Raw genomic sequence first — 15,449 nt, forward strand, 5'->3', positions numbered from 1 at the left:
GACACTCCGCCTTCGTGAGCAAGCCCGCTCCCACAGTGGTTGGCAGTGCCCTTGGAGTATGTGCTCATCACATATCCCTGAGGGCATCAGAAGTAATACGGGAACTTCAGGCTAAAGGTGAAATCTGGCGCATCGTCGGTCAGTCCGATGGACAGGTTAGGCACGATGGTCAGGTTGTCGGTCGCGGCGACGGTCATGCCGATGTTGAAGTAGCCGGCGTTGGCGTCGCTGGAGGTCACCGACTCCCAGTCGCCGCCGTCCTGTTTGAGCTTGCTTTTCTTTTGGATCAGGTCAGAAACCGAGAACGACATGCTCATCTTCTCGTTCAAGGCAAAGGCGACGCCCGCGCCGAGCTGGAAGCTGTCACCGATGCGCACCTTGCCCGGGACCTTCTGGTTGACCGTGGAACTGATGTCGTCGAACGATTCTTCGAAGTTATGGGTGTAGGAGAGGGTGCCGAACAGCACCGCCGGGTCGAAGGTCTTGACCAGCGAAAGCCCTGGCGTGATTGACCATACGCCGTTGCCGGTGGGCAGGTCGTCAGGTACGAACAGGTTGGTGTTGGCCTGGGATTGGCGCAGCTTGATACCGAACGGGTCTTTGCCGGTGGGGGCCTTGACTCGTAGGGTAACCACCGCGTCCGGGGAGTTGATCGACTCATCCATGAACTTGTAGGCGATGCCGAAGTTGACGTCACCGATAGTCGGGTCGCGGGTTACGGTTTCTTCGCTGGTGACACCGGCTGCGCCGTTGTTCGCGCCGCCTGACTGATAGGTGGATTCGCGGTAGATCACGGGGACGTTGAGATCGAACTGCCAGCGGTTATCGAAGTTATAGCGACTGGTGAGGTCCAGCGTCCACGTGTCGGCCTTGATCCGGTCGAGGTTGATGTTGCCCAGGAAAATCGAGTCCAGGGCCAGGAAACCGTTGAGGATCAGTTGTCGCGTGTCGTAGCGCGAATAGGTCACGCCGGTCTCGAAGCTGAATTTGCCGCCGCCGAAGAAGCCGCTGGCTTCGTCATAGAGGTTGGAAACGCTCTGGGCCGGCTGGGAATCATCGCTCAGGGATTGCCCGTAACCGCTGCCGCCAGCCGTTGCCGCACCGCCGCCGGCCACGGTCTGGTTGCCTTTCATGTCTGCTGGAGACTTGGCCAGGCGCTTGGGCGCTGGAGCGGCGGGTTGATCCTCCACCTGGCGAACCCGCTGTTCAAGCACTGCCAGGGCCCTCTGCTGGACCTCATATCGTTGCTTGAGCTCAAGAAGTTCCTGTTTCAGGGCCTCGATGTCCGGATCCGGGGCCGCGTGCAGCACGGCCGCTGGTAACAACGTGCTTAAACACATCACGGCGCGTAACGATACGGATCGATACATGAAATATTCCGTCCCTATTTGCCCAATGGTCGGAAATCAGCGTAGTTCAATAACCGAGGTTACGCAGGCCACGCAGTTGGGTCAGGTTGCAGTCTAATGCCCCGGCACTGGGACCGTTATTGTTCAGCACCACGTTGAGTTGCGTCATGTTGTTGACCAGGTTGCTGTTGCCCAGCAGGCGGGTGTTTTGCAGCAAGCCGCCTTGGGCCACTTGTTGCAGGGTGCCGCCCTGGTTGTGGCTGGCCTGGATCGCCATTTGCACGCCGCTGCCAGTAGCGGTAACCGCGACGCTGCCGGCGGCGTTGCTGCCGCTGATGGTCTGGCCCTTGGTCAGCAGCTGGCCCTGGGAGGGCACAAGCGCTGGTGCCTGGTGGCTCTCCCTTACATTGATGTTGACGTTGTTGTAGGCCGTGTTGCCGTCACCGGCAGCACGCACGCTCTGGGTCACGCCCTGGCTCGTGCCAAGGCCTGCGCCACCGGTAATGTTGCCGCTGCCCTGTTCCGGGACGCTGCCGTTGCCGGTTTGCTTGACGGTGGAGACATAAAACTCGGGTTTGACGGTGGCAGCCTGGATCTGCATGGAGCTGGTGGCGCCGATCAAGTCGCCGCTGGCGTTGCGCCAGGTACTGCTCATGACGATGCCAAAACTGATGACTCGGCCGGGCATGACATAACGACCGCGCAGCTCGGCAAGCTCCTGGTCCTTGACTTCGATGGGTTTGAAGCCCGCATGGGCGTATCCCGAGGCGGTCGCGAGCAGGCAGGCCAGCGACAGCCAGTGTGAGGTTTTCATGTGCTGCTCCCGGAGCGTCCTGCTCCTTTTTGTACTTATTGTTGGCAGTGGGTCGGCGATTAGAAAAAGTCGCTCTGTATGAAGCCGAAATCCATCAGTTCCGCATCCCTGACTGGGTTGAAACCGTCCAGCTTGTTACGGGCTGTCAGGGGTTGAGGAGGGCTGCGCAGTGCATTGGTCTTGTCATAGCCCGGGCCGACGATCGCGAAGACGATGCCGTTCCAGCCTTTGACGAAATCATCATGGGCGTAGCGCTTGTGGCCCAGCACCGGGTCGCCGATGTAGACCCATTGCTTGTCGGCCCGCTGCAACACCACGAAGTGCTTGTAGCCACGTATTTCCATCAGGACCACCACCGGAATCGTCACCGCTTCGAGTTTCTCTGGCGGTATCCGGTAGCCTCGGGCGCGCATGCCGATAGCTTCCACGTAGCGCTTCATGTCCAGCATGGAAAACCCCTGGGTACGAACGAGGTCCTGGTCGGCATTGACCAGCATGCCTTTGATGACGTGCTCTTCATCGACGTCAAGCCAATAGGCCTGGCGCAACACTGTGGCCAGGGCGGCGGCGCCGCAACTGAAATCGGTTTTCTGCTCGACGATGTCGCTGAACTTACGTTCGCGTACGCTTTGTACCTGCTTGTAGACCAGCATGCCGCCAGGCAGGGCGGCGACCGGCATCTGCGCCGCTTCGGCCACGCAGGCCAGGCAGAGCAGCAGGGAAACGGCAGTGACACGCATGATCAATACACCTAGTGGACATCCGGGAAAAAGCCCCTGTGGGAGCGGGTCCATGGGAGCAGGCACTGCTCCTGCAGAGCCACTCCCACAGGGAACTTTTTTACATGCAAGCCCTGCAGCCGGCCGCGATGGACAGCGAGTTGCTCTGCTGGTTGCCCACGCCAGCCGACACGTTGGCGCCGCCGTTACCGGAGAAGCCGTTCATGGAGTTGGTCATGGTGGCGTTGTTGATCACAGGGTTTTTCCAACCGTCGCGGGTCAGCACCTGCTGGGTGTTGCTGCCGGCCAGTTCGAAGGTCCCCACGGCGGAGAACTTGAACTTGTCGTCATCGTGACCGCCGCCGTAGCCGCCACTTTTGTTGCCCCAGCCGCCGTGATCGTTGTCTTCGGCGGTACCGGTACCTTTGGCCTTGAACGTGCCGGCGGCGCTGTAGGTTCCGGTGAGGGTGTCGGTCTTGTAAGTCCGCACGCCTTTGTTGTCGACCACAAGGCCGGTGGAGGACTGGTCTGCCGAGGCGGCGGCTTCTGCGACGCGGCCACCCGATACGGCAATGGCCAGGTTGTTTTTCTGCTGGTTGAAGTTGCCGGCGGTCACGTTGATGCCGATGTTGCCGGAGCCACTGTTGCCCGCATTGGTGAGCGAGGCGTTGTTTTGCGTCGAGTTGTTCTTGACGTAGTTGTTGTTATTGACTTGCGTGGCGCTGGAAACAGCGACAGCCGAACCGAAGATGAAGTTTTCGTCGGCGGTGGCCAGCGCTGCGGCGTTGTCTTGCTGGTTACCATCACCGGCCGCGATGTTGGCGCCCATATTGCCGTTGCTGCCGTTGAGCGAGTCAGTGGCCTCAGCGGTGTTGCGGGTGGCCTGGTTGGTCACGACGTTGCCGTCGCTGTTCTGCACATCCAGCACGGCTGCGCCAGCCCCGGCGGTGATCGAGAGCAGTTGCTCGAACGACGGACCTCTTGGGCCTTGATTGCCGTGACCGTTACCGTGGCCGTTGCCACGCCCGTTCCCATCGGCCTGTGCAGCCATTGTCATGACAGCGGCGAGAGCGAAAACCAATGGTTTGAGTGCCATTGTAGGTTTCATGGTGTTTCTCCTTGCGTGTCGTTGGTTAAGTGTTGGTACTTTCTTATGTAGCCTCCGGGTCAATCAACAACCCGGATGCTCAGGGTGTTAGCCATACGGTTCCCCACCCCGGCGCTCTGGTTCACCTGGATTACCCCTCGGCTGCCGGTGAAGGCCTGGTCGCTGGTAACGACCTGGCGACTGCCGGTTGGGGCGCCAGTTGCTCCTGAGTTCGGTAGCAACGCCACGTTCTGTTGAGACAGGGCGCTGTCATCAATGCTCTGCGGATGAGCACTGATGCCCACCCGCATGACATTGGCCATCTGGTTGTTGGCCCCGGCGGACTGGTTGACGCCCAGCACACCGTTGCCGTTGGTGAAGGAGTGACCGCCGATGCGGGCGGTGGCGGTCATGGAAGGGTCGGCCGGCGTGTCGACGCGTTGCTGCACGCGGGTGCTGGCCTGGGCGTGGCTGCCAATGGCGATGGCCCGGGCGTTGGTTTGCTGGGTTTGGTCACCGGCGGCCTGGTTGACGTTGAAGTTGCCGGTGTAATGGCTGCCGGAATCCTGCAGGTTGGCGCTACTGACCACTGCCACGGACGAATCGGCGAGTGCCACGCAAGGGCTTAACAGGGCGAGGAGAAAGAGGACTCGCTTCATCTCACTGGCCTCCCGTCAGCCGACCTAGCGGGGCCAGGCCTGAACTCAGCGAACGGTTGATGGTGCCGGAGATCGCGCCGCCGCTCCCCCCCCCGTGACCGGCACTCATGCCCGGCATGCCGTTGGGATTGGTCACGACGTTCAGGCCCTGCACGCCCGTGTTCGGGTTGATGGTGTTGCGGATCGACGAGCCGCTGGCCACGCTGGCGAACTCGCCATCGCTCAGTTCGGTGCTGGCGGTCGCCTGGTTGATTCGTTCGGAGGGGTTGGCATTGACGGTGGTCGGGTAGGGGTCTTTGCCACCGTTGCGACCAATTGCGATGGGCTGTACGTCACGGCTGAGCACAATGACGCCGTTGCCCTCGGCCTGCGCTGGCAGGCTGAGCGTTGCGCTGGCGGCGCAGCCGATCAACAGCAGACAGGTCATGCCCCTATCGAAAATCCCCATGGCATCGACTCCTTCTTCGGTACGCTGGCCCTAGTCAGCGTTGTGAAGTGGGGCACAGCAGATGTCGTGCCGAGTTTTGATATGCCTTTTAATTCAATGGGTTGTATTTTTTTGATGGCGTGCCAGGAGCGGGGAGTGTTTCAGCACGGAGACAAAGGGCATGGCGACCATCCGGCCACCTACTGTTCCAGGGCTCTGGATCCAGGCTTTTGGTCGGGTGTTTCAGAAGCTTGACAGTCTTGATGGCAATTATGAAAAGCGGCTTGGATCGGGGTTTGGTGCGACCGGGCTGTTTCAGCAATGGAACAGCTCAGCCTTCGGTCAGGCTTCAAACAGGTGGAAAATGGCGGTGAATACCTGTTGTTTGCGTTGTACCCAATCACCCTCAATGATCTGGAAAGGTTGTTGGTGTCGGTTCAGCCAAGCCTCGATCGCTTCAAAAAATGCCAGCCGCTCTCCCAGCTCGGGCTGGCAACGTAAACCGTCGTCGGTCCATTCAACCTGCTCGGGGCTCAGCAGCAGGTGCAGATCATAATGACGGGCCAGCAGGGCCTGCTCGAGCCAATCCGGGCAATCGCCGAACAGGGTCCGGCTCCAGAGGATGTTGCTCAGCAGGTGCGTGTCGAGGATCAACAGCGCCGGACGGCGGGTACGCGCCTCATCTTCCCAAGCCAGTTGGCCAGAGGCGATGTCGGTGATGTCGGCCAGGCAAGTATCGCGCTGGGTCTGCTCCATGAAATGGCGCACGTACTCATCCACCCGCACGCCACCAAAGTGTTCCTGCAATTGCGCCGCCAGCCAACTCTTGCCGCTGGATTCCGGGCCGGTCAGCACCACCACTTTCATGCGCGCAGGGCCGGGTCGACGCGCCATTCCCGCCAGCCTTGCACGGCCAGCAGGGTGAACAGGGCATAGAGCGCGCCAGTCAGGTACAAGCCCTTGTAGATAAACAGGCCGACGAAGATTACGTCCAGGGCAATCCACAGCGGCCAGCATTGCACACGTTTTTGCGCCATCCACCACTGAGCCACGAGGCTGAAACCGGTGAGTGCGGCATCGAGCCAGGGCTGGGCGGCATCGGTCCAGTGGGCCATGGCGGCGCCCAACAGCAGGCTGCCTGCCGCACCGATAGCCAGGCCGAACAGCACTGACGACCCGCCGAGACGGCTGACCTGGCGTCCATCATGATTGTGCCCGGCACGGGTCCATTGCCACCAACCGTAGAGTTGCAGCACCGCGTAGACAACCTGCAGCAGCATGTCCGAGTACAACTTCACCTCGAAAAAAATCCAGCTGTACAGCAACACCATGACCAGGCCGATCGGCCAGCACCAGGGGTTCTGCTTGACGGTCAACCAGACAGCGATCACGCCGAGGGCTGCGGCAAACAGTTCAAGCCCGGACATGGCGGTTCCTTGGGGAAAAAGAAGAGGGCAGCGATTGTAAACGCTATGGTGTGGAGAGCTCCAACACCAATATTGAATGTGCCGCCGCTATCGCGAGCAGGCTCGCTCCCACAAGGGATTTGCGGTGAACACCAATCCAGAGACCAACACAGAACCAATGTGGGAGCGAGCAAGCCCGCTCCCACAGGGTGGTCTACCGATCTTTAGACCCGGAACTGCGTGAGCAACCCGTTCAACTGTTCACTCAGCGCCTTGAGGCGGGTGCTTGCCTGGCTGGATTGCTCGGCGGCCATGGCGGTACTGTGGGACAGTCCGGCTGCCTGGGTGACGTTCTGGTTGATGTCTTCCACCACGTGGGCCTGTTGCAGGGTGGCGCTGGCGATGGAGGCGTTCAGGCTGTTGAGATTGCGCAGGGCCTGGCCGATGGCGTTGAGGCTGGCACCGGCCAGGCCGGCCTGTTCGATGGTCAGTTGTGAGGCACGGCTGCTGTCGCTGATGACTTTCACAGCGGCTTCGGAATGGGTTTGCAGGCGCTCGATCATCGCTTGGATCTCTGCAGTGGACTTCTGTGTACGCTGGGCCAGCAGCCGCACTTCATCGGCGACCACCGCAAAGCCCCGGCCTTGTTCGCCGGCACGGGCAGCTTCAATCGCGGCGTTGAGGGCCAGCAGGTTGGTCTGCTCGGCAATGGAGCGAATCACCTCCAGCACGCTGCCAATCTGGGTGCTTTCACTCGCCAGGGTGCGGATCACTTCCACCGCCTGGTCGATGGTCTGGGACAGGTGGTCGATCTGTTGCAAGCTGCCATCGATGTTGACCTGGCCTTGCTGGGCCTGGGATTCGGCGTCGCGCATCTCACTGGCCGCGTGCTCGGCGTTTTTGGCCACGTCCTGCACACCATAGGTCACTTCATTGATCGCGGTAGCCACCAGCTCCATTTGTTGCGACTGCTGCTGGCTGCGTTCCTGAGCCTGCGCTGCATCGTTGCCCAATTCGCTGGAGGATTGCCCCAGTGCACTGGCCGAAGCTTGCAGTTGGGTCACCACTTGCCGCAACTTGGCGGTAAAGGCGTTGAAATGCCGCGCCAGTTGAGTGACTTCATCCTGGCCGTGGGTGTCGAGGGTGCGGGTCAGGTCGCTCTCGCCGCTGGCGATGTTGGCCATGGCGTTGACCGTTTCCTGGAGTGGGCCGACGATGCTGCGCACGATCAGGGTCAACAGCAAGCCCATGAGCAGGGTGATGACCAGACCGACCACCGAGGCCTTGATCACCTGGGATTGGAACTCGGCCTGGACGTCATCCACGTACACGCCTGAGCCGATGATCCAGCCCCAAGGTTCGAACAGTTGGACGTAGGAAGTCTTGGCCACCGGAGCCTTGGCGTCAGGCTTCGGCCAGAGGTAATTGATCATGCCAGCGCCTTTGGACTTGGCGATGGCAACCATTTCGTTGAACAGCGCATAGCCGTCCGGGTCACGGATGGCCGAGAGGTTCTGGCCTTCAAGCTTCGGGTTGGTCGGGTGCATGACCATGACCGGCGTCAGGTCGTTGATCCAGAAATAGTCACTCTGGTTATAGCGCAGGCCACGTACGGCGCTGAGGGCCTGCTTTTGCGCAGCGTCGCGGGTCAGGGTGCCAGCGGTTTCCAGGCCGTGATAGTAGGTCAGCAGGCCACTGGCGGTCTGTACCACGTGCTGGGTTTTCTGCACCTTGGCCTGGTAGAGGTCGGTGTGGATCTGTTTAAGCATCAACGCGCCGAGCGTGAACAACATCACGATGGACACGACCAGGATGAGCCATAAGCGTCGGCTGATCGACACACTGCGCAAGCTATTCATACGCTGTCACTCCGGTTTTTTATTCTTGTCATATCGACGGCCGGCACTGTAGCGCCCGCCAGCTATCCGTAATTGACCTGAGTCACAACGCGGCAGCGTTATCAGGGCTTGTCTGATAGGATTTCGGCCCCGCAGCGCAAAACCTGAGCCGGTTCTCATTTTTCATTGGTTTTTTTTGAAAGGTCGCGGTTATCGTGCAGCCGCCGCGGGGCACCTGCATGACACTTGAATATTGATAAGACCTGCATGAGCTGCGTCTTTTTTGGGGGATGAATGGATTTGTGGACCGCCTTTTCGGCACTGATTCTTGGCGTAGTAGAAGGCTTGACGGAATTTCTACCGGTTTCCAGCACCGGGCACCAGATCATTGTTGCCGACCTGCTTGAGTTCGGTGGCGAACGTGCGATGGCGTTCAACATTATTATCCAGCTCGGCGCGATCCTGGCTGTGGTCTGGGAGTTCCGGCGCAAGATATTCGACGTGGTGCTGGGCCTGCCGACGCAACCCAGCGCCCGCCGTTTTACCGCCAACCTGCTGATCGCCTTCATGCCCGCGGTGGTCTTGGGCGTGCTGTTTGCCGACTTGATCCACCACTACCTGTTCAACCCGATCACGGTGGCCGCAGCGCTGGTGGTGGGCGGCCTGGTGATGCTCTGGGCGGAAAAACGCCAGCACCAGGTGCACGCCGAAACGGTGGACGAGATCTCCTGGAAGGATGCACTGAAGGTCGGCCTGGCCCAATGCATTGCGATGATCCCAGGCACCTCCCGTTCCGGAGCGACCATCATCGGTGGCCTGCTGTTCGGGCTGTCGCGTAAAACCGCTACCGAGTTTTCGTTCTTCCTGGCCATGCCGACCATGGTCGGTGCGGCGGTCTATTCGGGCTACAAATACCGTGAGCTGTTCGTCCCGGCGGATTTCCCGGTGTTCGCCATTGGCTTCGTCACGGCGTTCATTTTTGCCATGATTGCGGTCAAGGGCCTGTTGCGATTCATCGCCAGCCACAGCTACGCCGTGTTCGCCTGGTATCGAATCGCCTTTGGCTTGTTGATCCTGGCAACCTGGCAGTTCGGCTGGGTGGACTGGACCGCTGCCAAGTCATGAACAACTCAGGCAGCCGCAAACGCGCCGGGCGCAATGCCGAAGGCACCGTGCAGTACCTGCGGCTCAAACTGACGGTATTTGCGCTGGTCTGCGCCTTGCCGCTGTTCGGTTCGCTGCTGTTCGGGTTGCGGGCGGTGTCGTGGGTGCCGATGGTGGCCTATGGGGCTGTCAGCGTGGTGGCGTTCCTGCTGTACTGGAACGACAAGCGCAAGGCACGCACCAACGCCTGGCGCACCCCGGAGAACGTGTTGCATGCGGTGGCGCTGGCTGGCGGTTGGCCCGGGGCCTTGCTGGCCCAGCAGCTGTTTCGCCACAAGACCCGCAAAGTATCGTTTCAGGTCGTGTTCTGGTTCATCGTGCTGTTGCACCAGGTGTTCTGGATCGACCAGTTGTTCCTGGGCATTTATCTGTTCTGAATGACTAGAGCAACAAGCCTACCTGCGTGCGCCTGGGCAATTTGCTGACCACCAATTGATGTGAGCGTTGCAGCAGGCCACGCAGCTCTTCGGCACCCAGCGGGTAGGGCACCTGCATGATGACCCACTGGGCCCGCGCCAGATAAGGCGCGGGATGAACGCCCGGCCGGTCGCAATGGCCCAGGAACAGATCCTTGTCGACCTTGAACGCCAGCGAGTCGCCTCGCAGGCCCTGCAGGGCGAACATCTTGTTCCCGGCAATGGAAAACACTCGCACGCCGCCCCATTTGTAGTCCTCCCTGGCGCCGGGCAGGCCCAGGCAAAACTGCGCGACATCCTCTTCGCTCAACCTCATATCGTTCTATCTCCACTGCCCTCGAAGGCTTCCACCAAATGATCGATCCATGCCCGCACCGCTGGCAGCATGCCGCGCCGATGCGGATAGACCGCCTGGAGCCAGCCATCGGGCGACGACCATCCAGGCAGGAGCTCCACCAGTGTGCCGTCCTGCAATTGCTGCTCGCAATACATGCTCGGCAATAAAGTGAAGCCCAGCCCGCCAAGGGTGCACGCGCGGCGCACAATGAAGTCGTCGATGCCCAGGCGGGCTTCCAGGCTCAGTTCCACACGCTGCCCATCGGCGCTGACCAGGCGCAGGTGCACCTGGCGATCGGGCTCCAATGCCCCCAGCACCGGCAGCTGTTTGAGATCGTCCGGGGTTTCGATCTGCCGTCCTTCGACAAAGGTCGGGCTGGCAACGATCATCAGCCGCGCCTGACGCAGGCGCCGGGTCATCAGCAATGGGTCTTCGTCCCCCAGGTCGCGAACGCGCAAGGCCACATCGATGCCTTCGCCGATCAAGTCCACACGCCGGTTGAGCAGGGTCATCTCCAGTTGCACCAAAGGATATTTCACCAGGAAGGTTTCGATTATCGCTGGCAGGAACTGGTGGGCCAGGCCCACCGGACTCGATACTCGCAATCGGCCACGGGGTTCGCTGGACATGCTCGCCACCGCTTCGTCGGCCATCTCGGCCTCCAGCAACATGGCCTGGCAATGGCGCAGATAACGTTCGCCGACCGCGGTCAATTTCAACTGGCGGGTGGTGCGCTGGAGTAACCGGGCGCCGAGGCGTTCTTCCAGCTCGGCGATACGCCGCGACAGTCGTGACTTGGGAATGCCCAGCAAGCGCCCGGCGGCAGCAAAACCGCCGGCTTCGACGACTTTGGCGAAGTAGTACAAGTCATTGAGGTCTTGCATGTTCAACTCGATTGTCCTGTCAGTGGGACAAACTATCGCATTTATGCTGACTTATCGATCATTGGCTTCATCGGTAGGATTGTCGCCAACTGATCGCCTAGTTGCGGTCCTCACTTGGAGAGCACTGACATGAAACTGCTGCACATCGATTCGAGCATCCTCGGCGACAACTCCGCTTCCCGCCAATTGAGCCGTGAAGTGGTTGAAGCCTGGAAAGCTGCCGAGCCAAGCATCACGGTGACCTACCGTGATCTGGCCGCTGATGCCATCAGCCATTTTTCCGCCCAGACGCTGGTTGCCGCCGGTACCAGCGCCGAATTGCGCGACGCCGCTCTCAAGTACGAAGCCGACCTGAGCGCTGAGACGATGGCAGAATTCCAAGCGGCGGACGCGCTGGTTATCGCAGCCCCCATGTACAACTTCAGCATTCCGACCCAACTCAAGGCCTGGATCGACCGCATTGCCGTGGCTGGCCAGACGTTCCGCTACACCGAAGCCGGGTTCGAAGGGCTGTGCGGCGGCAAGAAACTGGTGATCGTTTCCACCGCGGGCGGCTTGCATGCCGGCCAGCCGAGTGGCGCAGGCCATGAGGATTACCTGAACGTGATGTTCGGTTTCCTGGGCATCACCGATATCGAATTCGTTCGTGCAGAGGGGCTCGCCAAGGGTGACGACATGCGTTCCAAAGGCATGAACGAAGCCCAGGCGCAGATCGGCGAACAGTTCGCCGCTGCGTAAGGCTTGCGTAAAGGCGCCGAGCGATTCGGGCAACCTTCGTGAAACCCTGCATTCTCGTCGTCATTGGAGGGCTAGGATGCAGGGTTTTACTGCATTCGGCGCCGGGCTTTATGGCGCAGGTCATGACGGCCAAGACGGCGATCGACGGGGCCTTCCCGTACGCGGGTGCAGGTGGACGATTTGATCTGGAGCGAGGTGTCGAGTGGTGGGGCAGAGGCGCTTTTGGTCACTTTTGGATGGTCCGGCTCCCGGCTCTTCCCAAAGTGACCCGTCGCATGGGCGCAACCCTGAGCCGCCGTTACCGCAGCAACGGAGATACACGCCAAAGCAAGTCAATCCCGAGCCTTTTCAAAAAAACGGCACCTGCTCTTGGAAAAAAGGAGGTGCCGCTTTTGGAGCCTAGGTGAACGGTATAGCCACATGAAGTGGACTTAAGAGGCAAACCGCCGCAGCCCCACTGGTGGTACGAAGGCTTCCAGTTCGGCCTCTACCGCCTCGATTATTCGTTCAACATCCGGGGCATTCATCACGGTCGCGCAGGGGATACCGGCAATGGCGATCATGGTCTCGCCGCTGGCGCGGTCAAACAACCGGGCAACCATGCTGCCAGGCGCATCCATGCTCGCTTCGAATCCCATGGGATGGAAGTGCCAGCGCATCAACTGGCAAGCGTTGGGGAACGTAACCTTGCTGAAAGATCCTTTATTCATGTTGCCCGCCTTCTTCAATCGAGCGCTTCCTTTTGCTCATGTCAGGAAGGAAGAGCCTTCATGGCTCTACCAGTGAGAACTAAAAATAGCACCTGCAAATGAAACTCATGCGGGTTTTTTCAGTCCGTTTTGCGATTGGTTCACTTTTTTTGATCTGGATCACGACTTAAGCGGTAATGTCCAGAATGCCATCACGCTTGACTGGGGTTGTCCTGGGGCTTGGGCGATGCCTCTGGCTCGCGGCCTTTCCAGGTGATGAGCAGGGCCAGGGTCACCATCGCCAAGGCGACGGCGAAGGTGATGTGCAGGCCGTTCGTCACGGCCGCAGGGCTGGCACGGGTGATGTCATTCGTCGCCACCGTCGCCGCAAACACCGCGCCGAGCAGGGAGGCGCCGGTGAAGAAACCCAGGTTGCGCGACAGGTTGAGCAGCCCGGCGATGACACCTCGCCTTTGAGCCGCTACATCGGCCATGACTGCCGTGTTGTTGGCCGTCTGGAAGAACGCGTAGCCGAGGGTCGTTACCACGATCGCTGTGAGGTAGCCGACGGTGCCAAGGGCAGGGGGAACCAGTGACAGCATCAGGCAGCCGAGGACCATGGTGGCCAGGCCGGCGAGCCGCATGGGCTGCACACCGAAGCGATCCGTCAGGCGTCCGGCAGGCACTCCGGCCAGCGCCGCCACCGACGGCCCTGCGGCCAGCGCCAACCCTACGAAGGCCGCCGGCAGTCCGAGGGTGATGGACAAGTAAAACGGCCCCACCAGCAGCGTCGCCATCATGACCGTCGCGACCAGGGCGCTCGTCGCCAGGCCTGATACCAATGATTTGTCGCGAAACACTGTCAAGGGCATCAGCGGCGATGCAGCCCGGGACTGGGCCCGGATGAACAGTCCGCCACCCACAAGCGCGATCAGCAGCAGTGCAATGTTCAATCCGCCAAAGCTCCCGCGACCGGAGGTCATGGCCAAGGCATAGGCGGCGAGCGTCATTGCCAACAGCAATGTACCGGTTACATCGAAGTGGGCTCCTTCGGGCTTCGGCGGCACTTCACGCACGGGTAGTGAGTACCACGCCAGCCCTAGCGTCAGCAGGCCGAGGGGGATGTTGACCAGGAACAAGGCCGGCCAACCGAACCCGCTGATCAACATGCCGCCAAAGGACGGTCCAAGGGCTGTGCCCACTGCCGACAGCGTTGCCAGCAGCCCCATGGTGCTACCGGTTTTTTCCTGAACGACCGTTTCGCCAACCAGTGCCAGGGTCAGCGTCATCATGACGGCAGCCCCCAGGCCTTGCAGCGCCCGACCTGCGACCAGCAGCCAAAACGAAGGCGCCAGGCCGCATACCGCCGATGCCAAGGTGAACAGGGCGATACCCGCCAATAGCAGCTTGCGACGGCCCATCAGGTCTCCCAAGCGGCCGACACTGACAATCAGCGTAGTGATTGCCAGCAGATAGGCCAGCACCACCCATTGGACCTGCTGGAAAGAGGCTCCCAGCGCATGGGCCAGCGTCGGCAGCGCCACCGCAGCCACACTGGCGCCAAGGGAGGCCAGCAGCGTCGAGAGCCCAAGGCTGGTCAGGGCCCAGCGAGGTGAAAGGCGTGGGTGTGCGGGCGCGGTTGCCGGCCGGTTTTGTAGCGTGTTGACGGGTTTCATCGTGTCACCTGTATCCATGGCGCTCGAAACGGAGCTGTCAGAACGTTACGCCTGGGCATAACATGGCGGAAGACGCAGCATTTGCACGTTATAGCTGCAACAAACGCCATCTGTTCGATTCGAGATACCGCTATGTCCTCGCCTGACCTCAATTTGCTCGTCACCCTTGATGTGCTGCTCTCGGAAGGTAGCGTGGCCCGGGCCGCCCGGCGATTGCAGCTCAGCCCGTCGGCCATGAGCCGGGCACTGGCGCGGTTGCGTGAAACCACCGGCGACCCCCTGTTGGTGCGGGCCGGGCGAGGGCTGGTACCGACACCCCGCGCGCTCGAGTTGCGCGAACAGGTCAGCCACCTGGTGCAACAGGCCCAGGCGGTGCTGCGGCCAGTGACGACCCCGGATCTCGGGCGCTTGAGCCGAACGTTCACGTTGCGCACCCGTGAAGGGTTCGTGGAGAACTTTGCCATTGACCTGATCACTCGCATCCATGAGCAAGCGCCCGGCGTGCGGCTGCGTTTCGTGGAAAAAACTGACCGGGACAGCACGGCGCTTCGTGAAGGCGCCGTGGACCTGGAGACCGCCGTCGTGGACAAGGGCGCCAGCCCCGAACTGCGAACCCAGGCGTTGTTCAGCGACCGCTTGATTGGCGTGGTCCGCGCGGGACACCCGCTGAGCCAGGCAGCGGTGAGTGCCGCCGGTTATGCCGCAGGCGGGCATGTGGGTGTGTCGATGCGAGGCCTGGATCATGGTCTCATCGACCAGGCCCTGGCGGCGTTGAATCTGTCGCGGGAAATCGTCACCACCGTGCCAGGTTTTTCCTCGGCGCTGGGGCTGGCCCGCTCCAGTGAACTGATCGCTAGCGTGCCTGAACGCTACACCGCAAGCCTGCGGACGGGCCTGTACAGTTTTGCACTGCCGTTTGCGGTGCCTGGGTTCACGATCGCCATGCTCTGGCATCCGCGAATGGATGCCGACCCTGTGCATCGTTGGCTCCGAGGTTGCCTACGGGAAGTGTGCGCACGTAAAACCGTAGAGGTTTAGTTGATGTCGGTTAATGGCACTTCGCTGGCACTTAGTTGGTGAAAGTGCGACACCGTCCGCAAATTGATAGTTATCGATATTTAATATTTAAATAGAGTTTTGTCCGACAATCCTCAATTCTTGAAGTTGGGTGTTGGCACTAACGAGGCAGAACCCTATTGTTTGTGGGCGTTAAGGGCAGGGCGTGAAATTGAATGAAAAAAAGTGC

At 60.6% G+C, this 15,449-nt stretch carries 17 protein-coding genes; 4 read left to right on the forward strand and 13 right to left on the reverse strand.

Annotation, left to right across the window (positions count from 1 at the left end; all coding sequences use genetic code 11):
• Positions 1 to 86: 86 nt before the first annotated feature.
• The 9 genes from AACY42_RS11165 to AACY42_RS11205 all read right to left on the reverse strand — a co-directional run bounded on the left by AACY42_RS11165 (position 87) and on the right by AACY42_RS11205 (position 8,320).
• Complete coding sequence (locus AACY42_RS11165; protein WP_339479312.1) at positions 87 to 1,370, reverse strand: hypothetical protein; 1,284 nt, start codon at positions 1,368 to 1,370, stop codon at positions 87 to 89.
• A 46-nt stretch (positions 1,371 to 1,416) separates the two neighbouring features.
• Positions 1,417 to 2,163 (reverse strand): hypothetical protein, encoded by a 747-nt coding sequence (locus AACY42_RS11170; protein WP_339479313.1) that lies wholly within the window; start codon positions 2,161 to 2,163, stop codon positions 1,417 to 1,419.
• 59 nt (positions 2,164 to 2,222) lie between these two features.
• Entirely contained in the window at positions 2,223 to 2,903 is a 681-nt protein-coding gene (locus AACY42_RS11175; RefSeq protein ID WP_339479315.1) for a C39 family peptidase, read from the reverse strand.
• A 100-nt stretch (positions 2,904 to 3,003) separates the two neighbouring features.
• The gene (locus AACY42_RS11180; protein WP_339479317.1) at positions 3,004 to 3,990 is read right to left on the reverse strand and encodes a heme utilization protein; all 987 of its coding nucleotides are present in this window, start codon (positions 3,988 to 3,990) and stop codon (positions 3,004 to 3,006) included.
• Between the two features lie 59 nt (positions 3,991 to 4,049).
• The gene (locus tag AACY42_RS11185; protein ID WP_339479318.1) at positions 4,050 to 4,628 is read right to left on the reverse strand and encodes an adhesin; all 579 of its coding nucleotides are present in this window, start codon (positions 4,626 to 4,628) and stop codon (positions 4,050 to 4,052) included.
• Position 4,629: 1 nt separating this feature from the next.
• A complete protein-coding gene (locus AACY42_RS11190; protein ID WP_339479320.1) occupies positions 4,630 to 5,076 on the reverse strand; it encodes a hypothetical protein in 447 nt (148 codons plus the stop codon).
• Positions 5,077 to 5,397: 321 nt separating this feature from the next.
• Positions 5,398 to 5,922, reverse strand: a complete 525-nt coding sequence (locus tag AACY42_RS11195) for an AAA family ATPase (protein ID WP_339479451.1) — start codon at positions 5,920 to 5,922, stop codon at positions 5,398 to 5,400.
• Positions 5,919 to 6,482 (reverse strand): nicotinamide riboside transporter PnuC, encoded by a 564-nt coding sequence (gene pnuC, locus AACY42_RS11200; protein WP_339479323.1) that lies wholly within the window; start codon positions 6,480 to 6,482, stop codon positions 5,919 to 5,921. The genes AACY42_RS11195 and pnuC overlap by 4 nt, the downstream gene beginning before the upstream one ends.
• 203 nt (positions 6,483 to 6,685) lie before the next feature.
• The gene (locus AACY42_RS11205; protein WP_339479324.1) at positions 6,686 to 8,320 is read right to left on the reverse strand and encodes a methyl-accepting chemotaxis protein; all 1,635 of its coding nucleotides are present in this window, start codon (positions 8,318 to 8,320) and stop codon (positions 6,686 to 6,688) included.
• A 273-nt stretch (positions 8,321 to 8,593) separates the two neighbouring features.
• On the opposite strand from AACY42_RS11205, the gene AACY42_RS11210 reads away from it, so the two are divergent.
• Both AACY42_RS11210 and AACY42_RS11215 read left to right on the forward strand, forming a co-directional pair.
• Entirely contained in the window at positions 8,594 to 9,424 is an 831-nt protein-coding gene (locus AACY42_RS11210) for an undecaprenyl-diphosphate phosphatase (protein ID WP_339479325.1), read from the forward strand.
• Positions 9,421 to 9,840, forward strand: coding sequence for a DUF1294 domain-containing protein (locus AACY42_RS11215; protein ID WP_339479327.1), 420 nt, complete (start codon positions 9,421 to 9,423; stop codon positions 9,838 to 9,840). The genes AACY42_RS11210 and AACY42_RS11215 overlap by 4 nt, the downstream gene beginning before the upstream one ends.
• 4 nt (positions 9,841 to 9,844) lie before the next feature.
• Here the strand turns inward: AACY42_RS11215 and AACY42_RS11220 are convergent, their stop codons facing one another.
• Both AACY42_RS11220 and AACY42_RS11225 read right to left on the reverse strand, forming a co-directional pair.
• Complete coding sequence (locus AACY42_RS11220) at positions 9,845 to 10,195, reverse strand: MmcQ/YjbR family DNA-binding protein (RefSeq protein WP_339479330.1); 351 nt, start codon at positions 10,193 to 10,195, stop codon at positions 9,845 to 9,847.
• Positions 10,192 to 11,100 carry a LysR substrate-binding domain-containing protein gene (locus tag AACY42_RS11225; RefSeq protein ID WP_339479332.1) on the reverse strand — a complete coding sequence of 303 codons (909 nt, stop codon included), beginning with the start codon at positions 11,098 to 11,100 and terminating at the stop codon, positions 10,192 to 10,194. Before AACY42_RS11225 ends, AACY42_RS11220 begins: the two co-directional genes overlap by 4 nt.
• Positions 11,101 to 11,229: 129 nt before the next feature.
• On the opposite strand from AACY42_RS11225, the gene AACY42_RS11230 reads away from it, so the two are divergent.
• Complete coding sequence (locus tag AACY42_RS11230) at positions 11,230 to 11,838, forward strand: FMN-dependent NADH-azoreductase (protein WP_339479334.1); 609 nt, start codon at positions 11,230 to 11,232, stop codon at positions 11,836 to 11,838.
• A gap of 431 nt (positions 11,839 to 12,269) precedes the next feature.
• Here the strand turns inward: AACY42_RS11230 and AACY42_RS11235 are convergent, their stop codons facing one another.
• Entirely contained in the window at positions 12,270 to 12,548 is a 279-nt protein-coding gene (locus tag AACY42_RS11235) for a DUF1652 domain-containing protein (RefSeq protein ID WP_003201764.1), read from the reverse strand.
• Positions 12,549 to 12,739: 191 nt separating this feature from the next.
• A complete protein-coding gene (locus AACY42_RS11240) occupies positions 12,740 to 14,203 on the reverse strand; it encodes an MFS transporter (RefSeq protein ID WP_339479335.1) in 1,464 nt (487 codons plus the stop codon).
• Between the two features lie 132 nt (positions 14,204 to 14,335).
• Between AACY42_RS11240 and AACY42_RS11245 the strand changes: the two genes are divergently transcribed.
• Complete coding sequence (locus tag AACY42_RS11245) at positions 14,336 to 15,241, forward strand: LysR family transcriptional regulator (protein ID WP_339479337.1); 906 nt, start codon at positions 14,336 to 14,338, stop codon at positions 15,239 to 15,241.
• Positions 15,242 to 15,449 lie beyond the last annotated feature (208 nt).

It is taken from the genome of Pseudomonas sp. RL_5y_Pfl2_73 (assembly GCF_963970515.1).
Classification (GTDB): Bacteria; Pseudomonadota; Gammaproteobacteria; order Pseudomonadales; family Pseudomonadaceae; genus Aquipseudomonas.